Below are 18,505 nucleotides of genomic sequence, written 5' to 3' on the forward strand. Positions count from 1 at the left end.
GGCAGTGATATTTGTCGTTGTATTGAAAAACAGGGATGTCAGCTTTTTATTGAATGCAAAAGCTTTACAGTGATTGAAGCGAGTAAAGACACTTAATGAGAGGGCAATGATATGAGATCGGAACTAACGAAAATCCCCGGTATTGGAAAAAATATGGCGGAGCATTTGACAAAGGCGGGGTTCCCAACGATTGAATCGCTGAGAGGCAAAAATCCTGATAATGTCTGCATCGCCGATTGTACCGCGCAAGGAATAACCGTGGATCGATGTGCTTTGTACTGTTGCCGGCTGGCGGTGTATTATGCCGACCACGGCGGGCAGTTATCATCTGATAAACAAAACTGGTGGGATTGGAAGGATTAACTATGGATACAAAAATCATTGATGATATTGCTGTTGTCACGAGTGAAGCGCCGCTCATAACCGACGCGCGGTCTGCGCTCGACTTCATTGCGTCAGTCGGATACAGGCATAAGGTTACGAAAATCGCAATCAACAAGAGCGTCGTTAGCGAGGATTTCTTTCGGCTGTCATCAGGCTTTGCGGGCGAGGTCATGCAGAAATTCGTCAACTATGGCTATCGGCTTGCCATCATAGGAGATTTCTCGAAATACACAAGCAAGTCACTTCGTGATTATATGTACGAATGCAATAAGGGCCAACACCTATACTTTGTTGCGGACGAGAACGAAGCCGTGAGAAAGCTGGGAGGTACCTATGAGCCGCTGTGAGTATAGGTATTATGACGTTTTAGATGCGGAGTTTCTTAATATCTATAGATTCCGGTTGTCGATTATCGCTAGTTTAAGTTCGTGCATGCTTAATAGCCGCCATCTTATCGGTGGCGGCTATTTTATATTATGTGAATCGTGTGAATAGTTGGGTCTGCATGCTGCCTTTTATCGCCGCGCGTAATCAATGCTCTGCTTTTAGATAGGCGGCCAATTCGTCGGCGCTTTGCCGCACTTCCTTGTTTGAGAACAGATTCACTCCTGTTTTTTGGAAAATGGGCAGGAAGCGCATCCCTGTCAGATTGGCCATCGCCTGGAATGGTTTGACGAGTTCACTGACACTGAATTGATTGGCACCACCGGCCTGATAATTATTCCCTGAGCCACCAATGGATATAGCGAGCAGGAAGTCTTTTCCTCTAAGCTCTGTTCCGTTTGATCCATAGGCCCAGCCATGTGTGAGTACGACATCCTGCCACTCCTTAAGCAGAGAGGGACTGCTGTACCAGTACATCGGAAACTGAAAAACGATTCGATCATGTTCGGTCAGCAGCTGCTGTTCTTTTGCCACATCAATGATTTTATTCGGGTAGGTTCCATAAAGATCATGGACGGTGATCTGCGGTTCTCTTTGCAAACGATTCATCCATGCTTTGTTTATCACGGATTGTTCTAAATGAGGATGAGCGACAATATCCAATAGTTTCATTGTGTTGTAAAGCTTCCTTTCATGTTTGTATATGCAAATGATTAATTAAAAAAACTAGTAATTCTGTTCTAGCTTTACGCTTGCTTCGTAAAGTCGTTTACTTAAATTAGTGCTGAACTCACTGCCAAGAATCGCAGAATAACGGGCAAACAACACTTCAAGAGACTGTTGAAAACGGCTGTAAACGGCTTCTCCTGAATCGGTTAGTGTAATATAGGTGTCCTTCCCACCTGAAGTTCGTGTCACCAGCTTTCGTTTTTCCAGCTTACTGACAAATCGTGTACTGGTTGAAGGAGCAATGGACAATTTACGGCACAATTCTTTTTGCCGGATACCGGGATTAAATTTGACGATCATGATTAAGTAAAGATAAGTCGGGGCAAGATCGTCGGCCTCAAACGTTTTCTCAGCGAGCCTTGTCATATTTCGGGCAAACCGGCTGGCGGTAAAATAGAGACAACGGGTCAGTAGCTGGTTTTCTTCGCTCATTTTCTCAACCTCAATTCGTTTGCATATACAAATTACTATATCATTTAATAGAGGTCAATAAAAAGGCATTTGGTGAAAATTAATTGAACAGAAACGACAACTCAGTCAGTTGGATTGACGTTTCGCGGCTGGGTCAGGAGGCGAAGGTATTGACTTATCAAGCACAGGAAAGGATTAAGCATCGCCGCCCATTTTGTGTGATCTAAATGGTGCAATCGTATACGGTGAAATGAGCCGCTGTTGAGCTCGCCGCACACTTGAGAAGTGCTTTTTTTGGTATGATGAAACAGTTGAACTTTGCTCATCATTGACTCACTGCGAGACTGAGGGAGCTAAAAGGAAAGCAAAAATCGGGCTCAAAATGCAGCCTTGAGCCCGATTTTCATAGATGGTTAGAGATCTGCACTTGCGTTCAGAGATGCAATGGGCAATTTTTAAACCCGTTTTTTATATGCGCGCATTGCGAAGATATAGGCTACAAGCATAATACCGATGCACCACGCAAGCGCGACCCATAGATCGTTTCCAACTGTCTGACCGGACAGTAGCGCACGGATAGCATCCACAATTGCAGTCATCGGCTGGTTTTCGGCGAAGGCGCGAACGGCAGGCGGCATTGATTCGGTGGGCACAAACGCTGAACTGATAAACGGCAGGAAAACAATTGGATAGGAGAAAGCACTTGCACCATCCACCGATTTTGCGGACAGGCCGACAATCACTGCGGTCCAGGTCAGGGCCAGTGTAAACAATGCGAGTATACCGGCTATGGCAAGCCATGAGAGCACTCCTGCTGACGAGCGAAAGCCCATAACAAGTGCGACGAGAATAATGACGGCAACCGAAATTGCGTTGGATACCAGTGAGGTCAGGACATGTCCCCAAAGTGTGGCCGAACGTGCAATCGACATGGACTTGAATCGTTCGAAGATGCCTCTTTGCATATCCATAAACAGACGATAAGCCGTATAAGAGGTTCCGGTTGCTATGGCAATCAGCAAGATGCCGGGCAGCAGGTAATTGACATAGTCGTCCGTACCGGTTTGGATGGCACCGCCGAATACATAGACGAATAGCAGCATAAAAGCGATCGGCATGATGGTGACTGTGATGATGGTGTCCATGCTGCGGGTAATATGCCGCATGGAACTTCCAAGCATGACCCCGATGTCGCCAAGAAAATGGTTCTTTACAGTTTCCATTTATTTTTCCTCCTTTTTGCCGATGATGGCCAGGAAGATTTCCTCCAGGCTCGGCTGTTTTTCAATATATTCCACCTTCGCGGGCGGAAACCGTTTTTTCAGTTCTTCGAGCGTACCGCTCACGATAATCCGTCCTTCATGCAGAATGGCGATTTGATCCGCAAGCTGTTCGGCTTCCTCTAAATATTGCGTGGTTAAAAATACCGTTGTGCCGCTGTTTGCAAGTTCTTTGACAACGTTCCAAACTTCGATGCGTGCCTCGGGGTCAAGCCCGGTGGTCGGCTCGTCGAGAAAGATGAGCCGCGGTTTCCCGACTAGGCTCATAGCGATGTCGAGTCTGCGGCGCATACCGCCTGAATAGGTAGAGGCTCTGCGGTCGGCGGCATCGACCAAACCGAAACGGTTCAGCAAATCATCTGCCACCTGACGTGAATTTTTCAGGTGGCGCAGTCTGGCGATCATGATCAAATTTTCCCGCCCGGTCAAAATTTCATCCACGGCGGCGAATTGTCCGGTCAGGCTGATTGACTGCCGCACCTTTTCGGATTTTGCCGTTACATCAAAGTTGTTGACGGCGGCGTTTCCCCCATCCGGTTTGAGCAGCGTGGCGAGTATTTTGACAATTGTTGTCTTGCCCGCGCCATTGGAACCAAGCAGGGCGAAAATACTGCCTTTTCCCACATCAAAAGTTACACTTTTGAGAACCTGGTGCTGTTTAAAGGATTTTTTAAGCTCTTTAACTTGGATTGACTTTTCCATCCTGAGATCCTCCTTTTTACTTCTTTTTGTCCGTAACCTTTTTCATTGCCTTGCTGACTTCTTGATTAACAGCTTCTTGATAGATGTCAGTGTATGTTTTTGAATCTTTGATTAGATCGTCACAGAAGGCCGCTACATCTCTGCCGGTCACTTCGAGCACACCTTTTCCCAAGGACGCGCCTTCTTCAAAAAGATCGACAATTCCCGAGAGTAAACCCGTATCATCAGTCATCTCAACAGGACCGACCTTGAAGAAATATTTTTGAATCTCTTTATAAACAATCTGATAATCTTTCGGAAGCACTTTGACACGTGCCATATGCGCCCGCCACTTTTTTTTACCTTGAATGATATCCTGTATGCTCATCTTATCCTCCTATTTACTTAATTTTTTGGTGATATTATTATTGAGCTGCTGGCGCCACCTTTCACGAAAAGACCTTGCGCCTTCTTCACCGGCCAGGGCTGAACAGAAGTCTTTGATATCCTCACCCAAAGCCTCTTGAACGCTCTGACCGTCCGCAGCTGTTTCCTCAAGAAGACCAAGCACACCGTCAAGAATTGGCATGAGGTTGCGACCGGTGAAGTCGGAGTGCGACCAAAGATTGGTCTTAATTTGTTCCCATGCTGCTTGGTAATCAGCCGGCAGTTCTTTGGCCCGCGCTTCAAATGTTTTCATTTCTTTAGTCATGTCGCTGCCGGTGACCATTTCCCAAAAATTCATTGCTTTCTCTCCTTTAACTCATTCATTTTTGAAGAGGCGAACGCCCGCAGTTCTTTGCGCGCCGCGCTGTTGGATGGAAATCTCGCCATACCAAAAAGTCGACTCCTTTTAAAACTTAAATTCTTCACTTGAATTGTGATTTCTATTATTTAGAATCACTTTTCTTTCCGAGTTTTTTCAGTATGTCGCGGTTAAGCGCCTCGCGCCAATCTTCCGTGTATGTTCTGGCGTTGCGCATAAGCGCGTCGCAGAATGCGGCCACGTCTTCGCCTGTAATCTCCAAAACATGTTTACCTTCCGCCACACCTTCTTCGAACAGTCCGATCAGATCATAATGGATCTTCATCATGTCATAGCCAGGTCCTGCTGCGAACATCCACATGTGTCTCTCAATTTTTTAAATACATATTGATAATCATCGGGGAGAGCTTTTACTCTTGCCATCTGTTGCTTGTACTCGTGCTTGCTTTCAATTATTTTTTTGATATTGAGATAATTGTTAAAAAACCCAGACATTTGTTTATTCCTCCTTTAACTCATTCATTTTTGAAGAGACGAACGCCCATTTTTTCCAGAATATCCGCAGTTCCTTACGTCCCGCGTCGTTGAGCACGAAAAATTTGCGCGGTGGCCCCATATCGGATCGTTTTTTTTCTGTATTCACGAGTTTATTTTTCTCAAGCCGTACCAAAATGGTGTAGACAGTTCCCTCCACAACATCGGTGAAACCGAGCGCATTCAGCCGCCGCGTGATTTCGTAGCCGTAGGTTTCTCCGCGGTTTATAATCTCAAGAACACAGCCTTCAAGCACACCTTTGAGCATTTCCGTTAGATTTTCCAGTATAATCACCTTTTACTATTTTGTATGACTTGTATGCAGTATCACTTATTACTACTATATAGTAATACAGAGTAGATTTTTTGTCAAGTTTGCTCGTAATGTAAATTTCAACGATTATGATTTTCTCAGAACAGGAAAAACGATGATGTAACCTTTTTCATCATCAAATGAAGGTGGATTATTGTGTAATGATCATAGCTATAGACTAATAGAACTTTTTGATGGTGTTGCTGCCCGTTGCGTAAAGAAGGGGTAATTTAAAAAGAATTTGAGTGAGTTTCAAAACCGGTAACGATCATGAGTGTGAAGATGCTTTTTTGCCCCAATCATTTTTACTTTCCTGAAGCTGCTCACCCCATTCTTTGATCGTCAATAAAGCGGGGATTAGTTTTTCACCTTGTTCAGTCAATGAATAGTTCACATGGGGAGGAATCTCTGGGTATTGAACACGTGTAACAAGTCCATCTTCTTCCAGCTCTCTTAGTGAGCGTGTCAGCATAATGTTTGTGATGCCATCCAGTTTTCGCTTCAGTGCATTATACCGAATGCCGCTTTGGTTATTAGCCAAATGCCACAGCAAAGGCAATTTCCATTTACCGCCAATAATGGTCAGAGCATCGATTACCGGACAGTTTCCTTTATAGATCTTAGTTGTCATTTTTTCTCCTTCTTAGGGCACAAAAATGTGCGTACTTACTTTTTGAATACCAAAACTTATACTAATAGTACAGAACGAAATAGACGATGTAAATGCAAATGATTTAAGAAGTGAGAGGGGAATAATGACGATGAAAACAATGGCTATCGTTGGGGCGGGCAGACTTTTAGGACTGTCATTAGCCCGCCAATTCGGGAAACATGATTTTCAAATTGCTTTAGTCGCTCGCAATGAAAAGAAGCTGTCGGAAATGAAGTCTGAATTGGAACATGACGGTGTAAAGGCATCCTATCATATTGCCGATATTTATGATAAAGATCAAATCACCAGTGCCTTTCAGGTCATTTATAAAATGTATGGCGACGTTGATCTATTAGAGTTCAGCCCAACGGCCGGTCATTATCGACCTACTTCGGTATTGGAGCTACAAGCGGAGCAAGCAGAAGATGCTTTTATTGGAAATGTTGTGGCCGCTATTCGCTGCACCAATCAGGTTTTGCCGTCTATGCTGAAAAGAAAAAGTGGGGCTTTGCTTTTTACAACCGGACTCTCCGCCATTTACCCCAATCCGCAGATGGCGGATTCAAGTATCGCGAAAGCAGGATTAAGAAGTTATATCAGCAATCTCCAGACTGAATTAACCGAGAAAAACATTTTTGTCGGGCATATTTCTTTGGGCATATTCCTGAAAGCAGGTACGGGAGAATTAAATGATCCTGAATCGGTTGCGAAATTATGGTATGAAAAATATTCGGAAAATCGTTATGGAGAGGAAGTATATCCTGAAGGAGTGACCCATGAAACCGTTATTCGATAAAACCTATCCAAAATGCTCTTAAGTAGAATGAATATGAAGATTCAACATGACGGATTTTACAAAGATAGGTTTTATCTGCATTAAACTAACTTTTGTTCGGTAGGAATCACATGCGTGCGATATTCTTCAATTTTTTTACTCAAACTGTGCTCGGCCGCCTGCAAGCCGAAAATATGTGCTTGAAGTTTGTGCAACTCGTCCGTTAGCAGTTTAATTCTGCTTTTAATAGAGGAACCTCCTTCTTTGAACAGTGAAATATAGCGAACCAAGGCTTTGATTGAAACATTGGCTCCGCGCATTTGTTTCACAAATAACAGCCATTCAATATCCGTATTGTCAAATACCCTTACTTCATTTTTATTGCGCTTAATCGGTGGAACGATATTAAGCTTTTCATAGTAGCGTATCGTTGATTTTGGCAATCCTGTTTTTTTGCTGGCCTCGTCAATAGTCATTTCTTTCCTCCCTATGATCAACTTTTTCTTGCATTAAACCTTACTTTAAGGTGTACATTGAAACCGGTCAAGAAATAAGTTCATGAAAGAAAAGAGGAGTTTAGAATGGCGAATAACTTACAAAATACGGTGGCCATTGTTACAGGAGCTTCGAGTGGTATCGGGCGGGCGATTGCTAAAAATCTGGCTGCTGCAGGGAGTAACGTTGTGGTGGTTGCTCGTCGAAAACAAAAATTAAATGATCTGGCGGCTGAAATTGAGAATAACAATGGACAGGCACTTCCTATCGAAGCGAATCTGACGTCCAACGATGAGGCGATTCGGGTTGTGGACGAAACGATTAAAAAATATGGAGCGCTTGACCTTTTGGTTAATGCTGCAGGTGTTATGCTGAATGGAGATTCCATTGAAACACCTGTGGGGGATTGGGATGCGATGGTGAATATTAACCTTCGCGGTTTGATGTATCTAACTAAAGCGGCTTTGCCCTATCTCAGAGAAAGTGCTCAGAAAAACGACAGGAGAGTCAGCGATGTCGTCAACATTTCTTCGGTTGCCGGTCGTTTCGCGGCGTCGCAGGTGGCTATTTATTCGGCAACTAAATTTGCTGTAACAGCGGCTACTGAAGCCTGGCGCCAGGAATATGCCCGTCAGCATATACGCTTTACAGTTGTTGAGCCTGGAAAAACGGCGACTGAACTGTTTGATCATCGAGTTGGTGAAAATGAAGCATTCGAACAGATGTTTGGCAAGGTTGAGGAGCTGCAGGCCGATGATATTGCCAATACGGTTCGTTTCATCGTAACGAGTCCACGTCGAATGGCGATCAACGAAGTGGTGATTCGACCGACGGATCAAGCTTGACAGTGGATAATTACGCCAAAATCATCTTTGATGAGTCCAAGTGCGGACATACCGAGTACTGTTGAAACCGGTGTTGATGAATAGGACGCTGAACCTCAATGTTTCATTATAAAGCAAGGTATTCTACGAATTGAATATTCTGTAGAGCACCTTGCTTGTTTTATGGGCGGGGCAGCCCCTTTGATCTGTTTGTTTGGAAAATTAGGGTGATCGTTTATGGAACATTTGCTGCTTCAACGCGTTATAGTTTCTTTTATCGTGGAGGAATTCCTGTTTAGACAGAGTTTTTTATAGAGACCTAATTATGAATATCGGCGATTCAGAAACAGATCAGCTGGACATCTACCGCATGCAAACGGCTTCCAGGATTATTGAAGGACGTGCGCGTGTGACTTTCAACATCGATGATGCCAATCTGGAAGAAGGCTCAAAATATACATATTATTTTAATTTTTTGTTGGGATGGAACGTGCATATGAAAAATACTGCATCATTAGAAAAAATAAAAAAGCAAATAAATGTTCTCTATTGTTTTGTTAACGGTTGCATGTTATACTTTAATCGCAAATAAAAGAACAATATAGAACTTAATAAAACATTTTGAATGAAAATTGAGGTGATAGATGGGAAAAACATTTACGAATATAATTTGAATTTAATCGCAGGATAAGTAAAGTAATTTTTTGTCAATCGAAAGGAGAAAATAAAATGAAGGTCATTTTAGGAGCAGATAAGCAAGGCTATGCGTTAAAAGAACACTTGAAAACATATTTGGAAAACAAAGGGTATACGGTGATTGACAAAACCCCGGAAGATAATCTGGATTTTGTGGATTCTGCCTCCCGCGTTGCAAAGGCGATACAGGCAAAGGAAGGCGATCGAGGAATCGCCATTGACGAATATGGTGCCGGTTCATTCATGGTTGCAACGAAGTTTAAAGGCGTTATTGTTGCAGAAACATCAGACGAGCATTCGTCAAAAATGACTCGCGGCCACAACAATGCCTCGATGATTACGCTCGGATCTGGCATGGTCGGTGAACGCTTGGCAGAAGGCTGCGCGGATGCATTCATTGAAAATGAGTACGCCGGCGGACGTCATCAAGTTCGTGTCGATATGTTGGATAGAATGTGCTGAGTAAAGAAAAAAATTTAAAGGAGCGTATAAGCATGAAAGTAGCTATTGGCTGTGACCACATTGTTACGGAAATTAAGGATCATATGGTAGAGTACCTGAAGAAGAAGGGCTATGAAGTCACCGATGTCGGTACGTACGACAAAGTGCGAACCCATTATCCGATCTACGGACGCAAGGTCGGCGTTCTGGTCGCCACGGGAAAGGTTGATCTTGGGATCACGATTTGCGGCACTGGTGTCGGGATTACAAACAGTGTCAACAAGGTGAAAGGGATTCGGGCAGCGCTTGTGCGTGATGTCGGTACGGCGGTTTACGCGAAAGAGCATCTGAATGCCAATGTGATCGGTATGGGCGGTCGTATTTCAGGTGTCGGCCTGATTGAAAACATTGTGGATGCTTTCCTTGAAGCGGAGTACAAACCGACGGAAGAAAGCGAAGCGTTAATCAAGAAGATCAGCGCGATTCCGGTGAGCGATGAAGCGATTACGAATGACCACATCTTTGACGAATACAACAAGAAATGGGACGAAGGCTACTATCACGATTAATGAAATAGGCTGTTTCCTCTGCCTTTGTCAATGAACGCATAATGCATTGCTTTTTTACGGGAGGAATTGTATTGATACTAACCTTGACTTTGAACCCGGCTATTGACATGAGCTATCAGCTTGATGAACTGAAAATCGATACGGTGAATCGATGTGACCGTGTGATCAAAACAGCAGGCGGAAAAGGTTTAAATGTGACCCGTGTTCTAAAATGCGTGAACGCGGATGTTTGCGCTACGGGTCTGCTTGGAGGAAAAACTGGCGAGTTTATTGAACAGGAGCTTGACTGGTCATCCATTCATCATGATTTTGTACACATCAAAGGCAACACGCGTCATTGTCTTGCTATTATGCACGAAGGCAACCAAACCGAAATTCTTGAAAGCGGTCCCTCCATCGATGAAGAAGAAGCTGAGGCGTTTTTTCATGAATTTGACCGACTTCTTGATCAGGCGAGCATTGTTACGGCTTCAGGCAGTCTGCCTAAAGGGTTGTCCAAATCGTTTTATCAGAAATTGATCGAACGGGCAACGAAAAAAAACAAAAAATTTCTGCTTGATACGAGCGGAGAAGCACTTGAATTAGGGATTAAGGCTCATCCGTACCTCATTAAACCGAATCAGGAAGAACTTGCGGCCATTATGGGCACGGAAATTAATACAGAAGCCGATGTACTTGCAGGCGTGAAAAAACTGGCAAGTATGGGTGTAACCTATGTTGTCGTATCTCTGGGAAAGGACGGCGCTTTGGGTTATGTTGACGGCCGGGCATTTGTTGCGAAGCCCCCGAAGATTTATGCGGTAAACCCTGTTGGTTCCGGTGATTCTATGATTGCCGGCCTCGCTTATGGGTTGGACAGAGGCCTTTCACCTGAGGAGGCATTGAAGTACGGAGTTACCTTTGGCACATTAAATGCTACTGAAGAGAAGACCGGGTACGTTCAGGCGGATCAGGTTGAGGACTTCAAGGAAAGAATTACGCTACGCGTTCTTGAGTGATCGGAGGAGAAAAAATGGCGGATGCAGAAAAATTATTTGATCCGGATTTGATTTTTTTTGAAGATGTTTCTTCATTTGAAGAACTGTTTCAATCAGTCGGCTCAAAATTGCTTGAGAAGAAACGGGTCAACCCGGGATATATCGAAGCGATGACGGAACGAGAAAAAAAGTTTCCGACAGGGTTGGACTTAAGTGTTGTGAATCCTGATTCATTAAGTGTGGCGATTCCGCACACAGAAGTAGACTTTTGCAATTGGAAAGGCGTTGCCGTGGCACGTTTGGAGAAACCGATCGAGTTTCATAATATGATTTCACCGGACAAGACAGTTCCTGTAAAATATGCTTTTTTCATTTTGAACGATGAAAAAAACAGTCAGACCAATTTGCTTTCTTACTTAATGGGATTCTTCACAACTGGAGATAAAGTATCACAACTGAACACTTTGAAAACCAAGGAAGAAATATATCAGTTTATTACAAATTGACCCAGTTCGGTTATTAATACAAATTCAACTAATTTGAGGAGTGATTTTTTATGATTAAGGTTTTAGCTGCATGTGGTGCGGGAGTAAATTCGAGTCATCAGATTAAGGATGCTGTTGAAGAGGAAATGAGAAACCGTGGTTATGATGTTCAGGCCGATGCGGTGATGATTAAAGATGTTAACGAAGAAATGATCAGCAAATACGATATCTTCGCGCCGATCTCGACCCCTGATCTCGGTTTTGACATTTCGATTCCAGTTGTCGAAGCTGGTCCGATTCTTTACAGAATGCCGGCAATGTCCGCACCGGTTTTCGATGAATTGGAAAAGGTTATTAAGTCGATTAGTAAATAAAGACTGTTATTCATTCTGTTTCGGGAGGAACTATATCTATGAACACAATTATTGAGTTTGCAAACTCGGTGTTTAAGCCAATTATGAGTCTTGGGGCTCCGCCATTAATGTTTATCATTTTGACGGTACTTGCTCTGTGCCTCGGCGTTAAATGGACGAAGGCCGTTGAAGGCGGTCTGAAATTAGCCATCGCCTTGACCGGTATCAGTGCAATCATTAATATTTTGACAAGTGCTTTTTCAAAAGCGTTGACTCAGTTTGTCGAGTCTACAGGCATAAATCTATCTATCACGGATGTCGGCTGGGCCCCGGTCGCGACGATTACATGGGGTTCTGCTTACACGCTTTATTTCTTGCTTATCGTTGTGCTGATTAACTTAGTGATGCTGACGTTGAAAAAAACAAATACGTTGGATGTGGATATTTTTGATATCTGGCATCTGTCTGTTGTCGGTCTTCTTGTTTTGTATTTTGGACACAATCTCTTTATTGCAACATTACTTGTAATACTCATTGGGATTTTGAAAATTATCAACTCGGATTTGATGAAGCCAACTTTTAATGATTTATTGAATGCGCCAAAAACGAATCCAATGACGACGACTCATATGAACTATATGATGAATCCAATCATTATGGTTTTTGACAAGTTCTTTGACAAATTCTTGCCATTCTTAGATAAATATGATTTTGATGCTGCAAAATTGAACAAGAAAATTGGTTTTTGGGGCAGTAAGTTTGCCATTGGTGTTTATCTCGGTATTTTCATCGGTATTCTGTCTCACCAGTCCGTTAAAGATACGGCAACGCTTGCGTTCACAGCAGCTGTCTGCCTTGAGTTGTTCTCAATGATCGGTGCTTGGTTTATCGCTGCCGTTGAACCGCTGTCACAAGGTATTTCGAACTTCGCCAGCAAACGTTTGAAAGGCAGAACCTTTAACATCGGATTGGACTGGCCGTTCATCGCCGGTCGTGCGGAAATATGGGCGGCTGCCAATGTTTTGGCACCAATCATGCTCCTTGAAGCCCTGGTTCTGCCGGGCAACCGTATCCTCCCATTGGGCGGAATTATCGCCATGGGCTTTACACCGGCATTGCTTGTCGTGACACGCGGCAAACTGATCCGTATGATTGTCATTGGCGCGATCGGTCTTCCTGTATTCTTAATCTCCGGTACGATGATCGCGCCGTTTGTGACGGCCACCGCAAAAGCGGTTGGCGCATTCCCGGCAGGCATTCCGTCAACGCAAATGATTTCACATTCGACGATGGAAGGACCGATTGAAAAATTACTGGCTATTCTTGTCGGTCATGCATCACAGGGAAATATTCAATTCATTTTGTATTCATTACTAGCAATCGCCGCGTATATTCTGATTTTCATCTGGTACGCTTTCCAAATGAAGAAAAGAAACCGCGCTTATGCTGAAGCAGAACAGAATAAATAATGATTACGAATGTGCAGAATTATCTCCTGCACATTTCATTTGGGAGTGATGAACGGATGAAGCAAATTTCTAAAGGTAAATTTACTGCACTCAACAAATTATCAGATAAGAACGGAATTATTGCGGCTTTGGCCATTGATCAGCGTGGCTCACTTCGGAAAATGATTGGTGCTGCCCAGGGCAAAGAAGCTACGGAGCAGGAACTATCTGATTTTAAAACACTGGTTTCCAAAACTTTGACCCCTTACGCAAGCTCCATTCTTCTGGATCCTGAGTTTGGACTTTCGGCAGGAAGAAACCGCGATGTCAACTGCGGACTAATTACTTCGTATGAAAAAACAGGGTATGATGTAACAGAAGTCGGCCGCCTTCCTGACTTGCTGCCATTGTGGTCGGCAAAAAGAATCCGCGAGGAAAACAGTGATGCCGTTAAAATCCTTGTCTATTATGATGCCGATGAAGGCGAGAAGATCAATGATAAGAAAAAGGCATTTGTTGAACGGGTCGGTTCTGAATGTGTGGCTGAGGATATTCCATTTTTTCTCGAACTGCTTACTTATGATGCGAATGTATCCGATAAAACAGAGTATGCAAAATTAAAGCCTCAAAAAGTGATTAAAGCAGTCAAAGAGTTCACACAGACGCGTTACAATGTTGATGTGCTTAAATTGGAAGTACCTGTTGATATGAGTCGTGTGGAAAGCATTGGCGAGAATCCTCATGTATATACCAAGGAAGAGGCAACAGGCTACTTTAAGCAATTGAATGATGTAGCAACAGTTCCATATATATTTCTGAGTGCAGGAGTTACTGCGGAGCTGTTCCAAAAAACGCTTGTGTTCGCTCGTGAAGCCGGTTCGCAATTCAATGGTGTGCTTTGCGGCCGCGCTACATGGCGTGATGGAATCGATGCTTATGGCAAGCAAGGCGAGAAAGGCGCAATTGAATGGTTAAGCACCGTCGGCAAAAAGAATATTGATGACTTGAATCGTGTTCTTGCCAAAAGTGCCAAGCCTTGGTATGACGCGTATGGGGGAAAAGACAAAATTATTGTTGACTGATGTTCTCTTAATGAATGCATCAAATCAACAAATCAAGTCAATTTCTTAACAGGTACGCGATTGGCTTATGGTTTTCTTCAATTGATCTTCCATCTTGAGGTCAGAAGAAATCATAAGCTTTTTGTATTATAATAGATCATTATCTGTTATGAAATCTGCCCAGAATGAAGTGAGGATGCGATGTTAAAAGAAGAGAGATATCAAGCAATTCTTAGAGACCTTGAGATTAATGAAGTGGCCAGTGTTTCGGATCTGGCTAAAAAGCTGGATGTGACTGAAATGACGATTCGCCGGGATCTGGCTGATCTTGAAGAAAGGAACTTAATTGACAGAATCCATGGTGGAGCAAGAAAGAAAGGTGCGGTCAGTTATCACGAATTGTCCCATATTCAAAAAAGGGAAATCAATGTCGAAAAGAAAAAGTACATTGCGCAACGTTCGTCAGAATTGATTGAGGACAAGGATGTTGTATTCATAGGTCCGGGCACGACTGCCGGTTTTATTCATGATTACTTAAATAGCATTCAGTTCAAACATTTAGATATTGTAACTAATTCAGTGTCTGTATTTGAACAGTTTAAAAATGATGCACCACGATTTGAATTAATTTTGGTTGGTGGCCGCTATCGTGCCCGTACAGAAACCTTTGTCGGCTATTTTACAAACAAGATGCTGCAGGAGTTTAATGTGACTAAAGCATTCATTGGAACCAATGGTATTTCTGAAATGAATGTAACCACGGCGAACGAGGATGAGGGTATTGCCCAAAAAATTATTCTGGATCATGCAGCTGAAACATTTATTTTAGCAGACAGCACCAAATTTGGTGTGGAGGCTTTTCACAATTTGTATGATGTTCGCCAACTGACCGCTATCATTACAGATCCCTCCATTGATCCTCAATTTGTACGTTACTATAGCAACAAAGTTAAGCTGATCAAATGATTCAGTCGACAAATGTGTATAAAAGAGACGGGAGGCAATGGTGCTCCTGTTGTTTTTTTTTGTAAGAAAAGAGAGCGAGTATATATAATTTTACAAGGCAAAGGGTGTGAATCAAACGTGCGGGTAACGGACTCCTGCGAACCAAGAGAGTCCCGCAGCAATTGGCTTGCTTAAAAAGGGTTCCCGGATTGCCCCCAGTTGCACACTGTTGAAAACGGATTCAAAGCCATATCTCCAAGGTAAAAGGAATTTTTGCTAAGCATGCATATATCCTGTATGCATGCGAAAACCACCATATCCTGAGGAGTAATAAACGGCGCTTTTTGCATGGTTTTTCGTATTACTTGCCAGTTTCCTTATCATGAGGCGATTGGAGAATGAAGCACCGTTTTCTACGTGTATGGTAATTATCCGAAGCACGGTTCGACGAAAATGATGAATAGGTTGCACCTTAGCATACAAACGACAAATTCACGTTTCTGATAAAAATTATTACGAAACAGTGAATGTGACTGTTTTCGGTGTTCTCTTTTTTCAAAAAGTGGTATGATAAAAATGAAACATAAGTGAACAAAATAAAACATTTATGCACAGATGCTGCTGTACCAAACCGCGTTCACAATAATTTGAAGAAAGAGGAGGAAATGGATGATGAAAGTAATTCTAGGAGCAGATGCGAAAGGTTATGCCTTAAAAGAGCATTTAAAGACGTACTTGGAAGGTAAAGGCTATACGATCATTGATAAAACACCTGAACAGGATATTGATTTTGTGGAATCAGCGTCACGAGTGGCGAAAGCGATTCAAGCAGGTGAAGGAGATCGCGGAATTGCGATTGACGAATACGGTGCCGGCTCATTCATGGTCGCAACGAAGTTTAAAGGCGTCATTGTTGCAGAAACCTCGGATGAACATTCTTCCAAGATGACACGGAGCCATAATAATGCTTCGATGATTACACTCGGATCTGGTGTTGTCGGGGAACGTTTGGCAGAAGGCTGCGCGGATGCGTTCATTGAAAATGAGTACGCAGGCGGACGTCATCAAGTTCGTGTTGATATGTTAGACAGAATGTGCTGAGTGAAGAAAAAAAGAACTTAAAGGAGCGTATAAGCATGAAAGTAGCTATTGGCTGTGACCATATTGTTACGGAAATTAAGGATCATATGGTAGAGTATCTCAAAGAAAAAGGTTATGAAGTCACTGACGTGGGTACGTATGACAAAGTGCGGACGCACTATCCGATTTACGGACGCAAGGTCGGCGCTCTGGTCGCCACAGGCAAGGTTGATCTTGGCGTCACGATTTGCGGCACAGGTGTCGGGATTACAAACAGTGTCAATAAAGTCAAGGGAATCCGAGCAGCGCTTGTTCGCGATGTTGGTACGGCGGTTTATGCGAAAGAGCATCTGAATGCCAATGTGATTGGAATGGGCGGCCGTATTTCCGGTGTCGGCTTGATTGAAAACATTGTGGATGCTTTCCTTGAAGCGAAGTACAAACCAACGGAAGAAAGCGAAGCGTTAATCAAGAAGATCAGCGCGATTCCGGTGAGCGATGAAGCGATCACCAATGACCACATCTTTGACGAATATAATAAAAAGTGGGATGAAGGCTACTACCACGATTAATTTTTCCAAATAACAGCTGAGCAAAGGGGTATATGTATGTCTAATTATGAAGTTTCAACATATGAGGAGAATGGGTTGACCTTTATTCGTTTGTCCGGGAAAGGAGCTTTCGCTGACATCTGTCCGGAAAGAGGCGGAATCGTCAGTGCCTTTCGAACCTTAGAAAGAGATGTGCTCTATATTAATACGGAGACGCTCTTTAATCGTTCAAAAAATGTGCGCGGAGGTATTCCCGTGCTTTTTCCAATGGGCGGACAATTAACGAATGGCAGCTACCCGCTGGATGGAAAGTGCTATAAAATGGCAAATCATGGACTTGCCCGAACACGACCGTTCACATTCATTTCATCAAATGCGAATGATGACCGGGCAAGCCTGAAACTTTCCTTTGCAAGTGATGACGAGACGTTTGGTTCATTCCCTTTCAACTTCAATGTCATCTTTACCTATGAGCTGGCTGAAGGAAAATTATCCGTTCATCAGGAAATTGAGAACCGCTCAGATCATCCGATGCCAGTATACCCGGGTTATCATCCGTACTTTGGAATTAAGAACAAGCAGTTAACGGTTGAAACAACTGCTGATCAATATCTTGATTACAATGATTTGAAAACAAAACCTTTTGACGGGCACATTGACATGGCGCCGCTTGTGGAACCGGTCGTTTTCCAGGATACGTCAAAACGTATTGCATGTAACTTCGATGATTCCACTCGGCTGGTTATTGAAAAAAGTCCGGAGTATCGCTATATTGTCCTATGGACTGAAGAAGACAAAGATTATGTTTGTGTTGAACCGTGGACAGCTAAAAAAGATGAGTACAACTCCGGAAAAGAACTCATTTACGTACCATCCGAAGCGTCAATCCAATTGTCGGTTACGTATTCTTTAGAAGCCGTCTGAGCAAACTCACTCGTTAAGTCTAGTAAGAATCAGTGGATTTCGCTTGCGGCAAGATAAGGTATAATCGTGCAACAACGATGTCACTGCAGAAAAACAAACAAACCTTCAAAAGCGACCAAATGTTCACTTTTGGAGGTTTTGCTGTATATAAATAGTTAATGAATTCAATCAAACATGAATAGTACATGAGCTTGATCTTACGCTAACATAATAATAATGAATGATAAAAAAACCGAGAGAAAGATACTTGGTTCCTCTCAGCCCGGTTAATTAAATTGCATGATCTTTGTGTTTCCATGGTGTTTAAATCCCATCATCATCTTCGTCGGGGGTAAACGCGTCAAATATATCCGCCGTCGCCCCAAAACGTGAAACTGAATTTTGAGTGGAAGTCACAAGTTGATCGGCAAGTTTGTCGAGCGACAGTTTTTCTTTAACAAAAATACTTTCGAGAAGCGAGCCGGTATTGCATCCTCCGACCAACGCAACCTTTTCCGATTGAGCGGCGAACTCGGCCGCCACTTTATATGGCGTGCCACCGGGAATGTCTGTGAAAAACAACATCTCATTGCCCTGCTCGAACGCTTCATCAATGGCTTTGGAAAATTGATCGCGCAACTGCTCCTGAGACATGGTTTCTTCAAAATCAATCCATTGAATTGAATCCTGTTTTCCTGCCAGCATTTCAAGAGATCCCCTGATTCCGGATGCGAAGGTGCCGTGACCTGAAACAACAATTCTTTTCAT

At 43.2% G+C, this 18,505-nt stretch carries 26 protein-coding genes and 1 pseudogene; 16 read left to right on the forward strand and 11 right to left on the reverse strand.

Going from position 1 to position 18,505, the window contains the following annotated elements:
• Window positions 1-111 precede the first annotated feature (111 nt).
• Complete coding sequence (locus NIE88_RS02315) at window positions 112-363, forward strand: helix-hairpin-helix domain-containing protein (protein WP_253058285.1); 252 nt, start codon at window positions 112-114, stop codon at window positions 361-363.
• Between the two features lie 2 nt (window positions 364-365).
• On the forward strand, window positions 366-731 hold the full coding sequence (locus NIE88_RS02320; protein WP_253058287.1) for a DUF4180 domain-containing protein: 366 nt from the start codon (window positions 366-368) through the stop codon (window positions 729-731).
• 184 nt (window positions 732-915) lie between these two features.
• Here the strand turns inward: NIE88_RS02320 and NIE88_RS02325 are convergent, their stop codons facing one another.
• The 9 genes and pseudogenes from NIE88_RS02325 to NIE88_RS02365 form a co-directional block, all read right to left on the reverse strand.
• The gene (locus NIE88_RS02325; RefSeq protein ID WP_253058289.1) at window positions 916-1,440 is read right to left on the reverse strand and encodes an NAD(P)H-dependent oxidoreductase; all 525 of its coding nucleotides are present in this window, start codon (window positions 1,438-1,440) and stop codon (window positions 916-918) included.
• A 54-nt stretch (window positions 1,441-1,494) separates the two neighbouring features.
• On the reverse strand, window positions 1,495-1,929 hold the full coding sequence (locus tag NIE88_RS02330) for a MarR family winged helix-turn-helix transcriptional regulator (protein ID WP_253058291.1): 435 nt from the start codon (window positions 1,927-1,929) through the stop codon (window positions 1,495-1,497).
• A gap of 434 nt (window positions 1,930-2,363) precedes the next feature.
• The gene (locus tag NIE88_RS02335; protein ID WP_253058293.1) at window positions 2,364-3,131 is read right to left on the reverse strand and encodes an ABC transporter permease; all 768 of its coding nucleotides are present in this window, start codon (window positions 3,129-3,131) and stop codon (window positions 2,364-2,366) included.
• On the reverse strand, window positions 3,132-3,890 hold the full coding sequence (locus tag NIE88_RS02340; protein ID WP_253058303.1) for an ABC transporter ATP-binding protein: 759 nt from the start codon (window positions 3,888-3,890) through the stop codon (window positions 3,132-3,134). It lies immediately after the preceding gene.
• Between the two features lie 16 nt (window positions 3,891-3,906).
• Window positions 3,907-4,257 (reverse strand): DUF1048 domain-containing protein, encoded by a 351-nt coding sequence (locus NIE88_RS02345; RefSeq protein ID WP_253058305.1) that lies wholly within the window; start codon window positions 4,255-4,257, stop codon window positions 3,907-3,909.
• A 9-nt stretch (window positions 4,258-4,266) separates the two neighbouring features.
• Complete coding sequence (locus NIE88_RS02350) at window positions 4,267-4,614, reverse strand: DUF1048 domain-containing protein (RefSeq protein ID WP_253058307.1); 348 nt, start codon at window positions 4,612-4,614, stop codon at window positions 4,267-4,269.
• 145 nt (window positions 4,615-4,759) lie between these two features.
• Window positions 4,760-5,130, reverse strand: a pseudogene (locus tag NIE88_RS02355) (DUF1048 domain-containing protein).
• Window positions 5,131-5,134: 4 nt separating this feature from the next.
• A complete protein-coding gene (locus NIE88_RS02360) occupies window positions 5,135-5,455 on the reverse strand; it encodes a PadR family transcriptional regulator (protein WP_253058566.1) in 321 nt (106 codons plus the stop codon).
• A 295-nt stretch (window positions 5,456-5,750) separates the two neighbouring features.
• Window positions 5,751-6,113, reverse strand: coding sequence for a winged helix-turn-helix transcriptional regulator (locus NIE88_RS02365; RefSeq protein ID WP_253058309.1), 363 nt, complete (start codon window positions 6,111-6,113; stop codon window positions 5,751-5,753).
• A gap of 130 nt (window positions 6,114-6,243) precedes the next feature.
• Between NIE88_RS02365 and NIE88_RS02370 the strand changes: the two genes are divergently transcribed.
• Complete coding sequence (locus NIE88_RS02370) at window positions 6,244-6,930, forward strand: SDR family NAD(P)-dependent oxidoreductase (protein WP_253058311.1); 687 nt, start codon at window positions 6,244-6,246, stop codon at window positions 6,928-6,930.
• Between the two features lie 80 nt (window positions 6,931-7,010).
• Here NIE88_RS02370 and NIE88_RS02375 read toward each other — a convergent pair whose 3' ends face one another.
• A complete protein-coding gene (locus tag NIE88_RS02375; RefSeq protein ID WP_253058314.1) occupies window positions 7,011-7,385 on the reverse strand; it encodes a MerR family transcriptional regulator in 375 nt (124 codons plus the stop codon).
• A 105-nt stretch (window positions 7,386-7,490) separates the two neighbouring features.
• Here NIE88_RS02375 and NIE88_RS02380 point away from each other — a divergent pair, with 105 nt between their 5' ends.
• The 13 genes from NIE88_RS02380 to NIE88_RS02440 all read left to right on the forward strand — a co-directional run bounded on the left by NIE88_RS02380 (window position 7,491) and on the right by NIE88_RS02440 (window position 17,758).
• A complete protein-coding gene (locus NIE88_RS02380; protein ID WP_253058316.1) occupies window positions 7,491-8,249 on the forward strand; it encodes an SDR family oxidoreductase in 759 nt (252 codons plus the stop codon).
• 304 nt (window positions 8,250-8,553) lie between these two features.
• On the forward strand, window positions 8,554-8,820 hold the full coding sequence (locus NIE88_RS02385) for a hypothetical protein (protein ID WP_253058318.1): 267 nt from the start codon (window positions 8,554-8,556) through the stop codon (window positions 8,818-8,820).
• Between the two features lie 137 nt (window positions 8,821-8,957).
• A complete protein-coding gene (lacA, locus tag NIE88_RS02390; protein WP_253058320.1) occupies window positions 8,958-9,386 on the forward strand; it encodes a galactose-6-phosphate isomerase subunit LacA in 429 nt (142 codons plus the stop codon).
• A gap of 32 nt (window positions 9,387-9,418) precedes the next feature.
• Complete coding sequence (lacB, locus tag NIE88_RS02395) at window positions 9,419-9,934, forward strand: galactose-6-phosphate isomerase subunit LacB (protein WP_253058322.1); 516 nt, start codon at window positions 9,419-9,421, stop codon at window positions 9,932-9,934.
• Between the two features lie 71 nt (window positions 9,935-10,005).
• Window positions 10,006-10,932: a 1-phosphofructokinase gene (gene pfkB, locus NIE88_RS02400; RefSeq protein WP_253058324.1), complete on the forward strand. Its 927-nt coding sequence runs from the start codon at window positions 10,006-10,008 to the stop codon at window positions 10,930-10,932.
• A 14-nt stretch (window positions 10,933-10,946) separates the two neighbouring features.
• A complete protein-coding gene (locus NIE88_RS02405; RefSeq protein ID WP_253058327.1) occupies window positions 10,947-11,417 on the forward strand; it encodes a PTS sugar transporter subunit IIA in 471 nt (156 codons plus the stop codon).
• A gap of 50 nt (window positions 11,418-11,467) precedes the next feature.
• On the forward strand, window positions 11,468-11,770 hold the full coding sequence (locus NIE88_RS02410) for a PTS sugar transporter subunit IIB (protein WP_253058329.1): 303 nt from the start codon (window positions 11,468-11,470) through the stop codon (window positions 11,768-11,770).
• A 38-nt stretch (window positions 11,771-11,808) separates the two neighbouring features.
• Window positions 11,809-13,218, forward strand: coding sequence for a PTS galactitol transporter subunit IIC (locus NIE88_RS02415; RefSeq protein WP_253058331.1), 1,410 nt, complete (start codon window positions 11,809-11,811; stop codon window positions 13,216-13,218).
• A 56-nt stretch (window positions 13,219-13,274) separates the two neighbouring features.
• Complete coding sequence (lacD, locus tag NIE88_RS02420) at window positions 13,275-14,279, forward strand: tagatose-bisphosphate aldolase (protein WP_253058333.1); 1,005 nt, start codon at window positions 13,275-13,277, stop codon at window positions 14,277-14,279.
• A 180-nt stretch (window positions 14,280-14,459) separates the two neighbouring features.
• Window positions 14,460-15,224, forward strand: a complete 765-nt coding sequence (locus tag NIE88_RS02425) for a DeoR/GlpR family DNA-binding transcription regulator (RefSeq protein WP_253058335.1) — start codon at window positions 14,460-14,462, stop codon at window positions 15,222-15,224.
• Between the two features lie 651 nt (window positions 15,225-15,875).
• Window positions 15,876-16,304 carry a galactose-6-phosphate isomerase subunit LacA gene (lacA, locus tag NIE88_RS02430; protein WP_253058575.1) on the forward strand — a complete coding sequence of 143 codons (429 nt, stop codon included), beginning with the start codon at window positions 15,876-15,878 and terminating at the stop codon, window positions 16,302-16,304.
• Window positions 16,305-16,339: 35 nt separating this feature from the next.
• Window positions 16,340-16,855 (forward strand): galactose-6-phosphate isomerase subunit LacB, encoded by a 516-nt coding sequence (gene lacB, locus NIE88_RS02435; RefSeq protein ID WP_253058337.1) that lies wholly within the window; start codon window positions 16,340-16,342, stop codon window positions 16,853-16,855.
• 36 nt (window positions 16,856-16,891) lie between these two features.
• Window positions 16,892-17,758, forward strand: a complete 867-nt coding sequence (locus tag NIE88_RS02440) for an aldose epimerase family protein (protein ID WP_253058339.1) — start codon at window positions 16,892-16,894, stop codon at window positions 17,756-17,758.
• Between the two features lie 303 nt (window positions 17,759-18,061).
• Here the strand turns inward: NIE88_RS02440 and NIE88_RS02445 are convergent, their stop codons facing one another.
• On the reverse strand, window positions 18,062-18,505 hold the full coding sequence (locus tag NIE88_RS02445; RefSeq protein ID WP_253058342.1) for a PTS sugar transporter subunit IIA: 444 nt from the start codon (window positions 18,503-18,505) through the stop codon (window positions 18,062-18,064).

This window comes from Sporolactobacillus shoreicorticis, assembly GCF_024125445.1.
Classification (GTDB): Bacteria; Bacillota; Bacilli; order Bacillales; family Sporolactobacillaceae; genus Sporolactobacillus; species Sporolactobacillus shoreicorticis.

Bases quoted from the DNA above. Each gene is read 5' to 3' on its own strand.
- NIE88_RS02325 (WP_253058289.1), bottom strand. From the start codon at position 1,440: ATGAAACTATTGGATATTGTCGCTCATCCTCATTTAGAACAATCCGTG.
- NIE88_RS02315 (WP_253058285.1), top strand. From the start codon at position 112: ATGAGATCGGAACTAACGAAAATCCCCGGTATTGGAAAAAATATGGCG.
- NIE88_RS02340 (WP_253058303.1), bottom strand. From the start codon at position 3,890: ATGGAAAAGTCAATCCAAGTTAAAGAGCTTAAAAAATCCTTTAAACAG.
- NIE88_RS02320 (WP_253058287.1), top strand. From the start codon at position 366: ATGGATACAAAAATCATTGATGATATTGCTGTTGTCACGAGTGAAGCG.
- NIE88_RS02365 (WP_253058309.1), bottom strand. From the start codon at position 6,113: ATGACAACTAAGATCTATAAAGGAAACTGTCCGGTAATCGATGCTCTG.
- NIE88_RS02380 (WP_253058316.1), top strand. From the start codon at position 7,491: ATGGCGAATAACTTACAAAATACGGTGGCCATTGTTACAGGAGCTTCG.
- lacA (WP_253058575.1), top strand. From the start codon at position 15,876: ATGAAAGTAATTCTAGGAGCAGATGCGAAAGGTTATGCCTTAAAAGAG.
- NIE88_RS02405 (WP_253058327.1), top strand. From the start codon at position 10,947: ATGGCGGATGCAGAAAAATTATTTGATCCGGATTTGATTTTTTTTGAA.
- NIE88_RS02335 (WP_253058293.1), bottom strand. From the start codon at position 3,131: ATGGAAACTGTAAAGAACCATTTTCTTGGCGACATCGGGGTCATGCTT.
- NIE88_RS02345 (WP_253058305.1), bottom strand. From the start codon at position 4,257: ATGAGCATACAGGATATCATTCAAGGTAAAAAAAAGTGGCGGGCGCAT.
- NIE88_RS02415 (WP_253058331.1), top strand. From the start codon at position 11,809: ATGAACACAATTATTGAGTTTGCAAACTCGGTGTTTAAGCCAATTATG.
- NIE88_RS02385 (WP_253058318.1), top strand. From the start codon at position 8,554: ATGAATATCGGCGATTCAGAAACAGATCAGCTGGACATCTACCGCATG.
- NIE88_RS02425 (WP_253058335.1), top strand. From the start codon at position 14,460: ATGTTAAAAGAAGAGAGATATCAAGCAATTCTTAGAGACCTTGAGATT.
- lacA (WP_253058320.1), top strand. From the start codon at position 8,958: ATGAAGGTCATTTTAGGAGCAGATAAGCAAGGCTATGCGTTAAAAGAA.
- NIE88_RS02440 (WP_253058339.1), top strand. From the start codon at position 16,892: ATGTCTAATTATGAAGTTTCAACATATGAGGAGAATGGGTTGACCTTT.
- lacB (WP_253058337.1), top strand. From the start codon at position 16,340: ATGAAAGTAGCTATTGGCTGTGACCATATTGTTACGGAAATTAAGGAT.
- NIE88_RS02330 (WP_253058291.1), bottom strand. From the start codon at position 1,929: ATGAGCGAAGAAAACCAGCTACTGACCCGTTGTCTCTATTTTACCGCC.
- NIE88_RS02370 (WP_253058311.1), top strand. From the start codon at position 6,244: ATGAAAACAATGGCTATCGTTGGGGCGGGCAGACTTTTAGGACTGTCA.
- NIE88_RS02445 (WP_253058342.1), bottom strand. From the start codon at position 18,505: ATGAAAAGAATTGTTGTTTCAGGTCACGGCACCTTCGCATCCGGAATC.
- NIE88_RS02410 (WP_253058329.1), top strand. From the start codon at position 11,468: ATGATTAAGGTTTTAGCTGCATGTGGTGCGGGAGTAAATTCGAGTCAT.
- NIE88_RS02350 (WP_253058307.1), bottom strand. From the start codon at position 4,614: ATGAATTTTTGGGAAATGGTCACCGGCAGCGACATGACTAAAGAAATG.
- lacD (WP_253058333.1), top strand. From the start codon at position 13,275: ATGAAGCAAATTTCTAAAGGTAAATTTACTGCACTCAACAAATTATCA.
- lacB (WP_253058322.1), top strand. From the start codon at position 9,419: ATGAAAGTAGCTATTGGCTGTGACCACATTGTTACGGAAATTAAGGAT.
- NIE88_RS02375 (WP_253058314.1), bottom strand. From the start codon at position 7,385: ATGACTATTGACGAGGCCAGCAAAAAAACAGGATTGCCAAAATCAACG.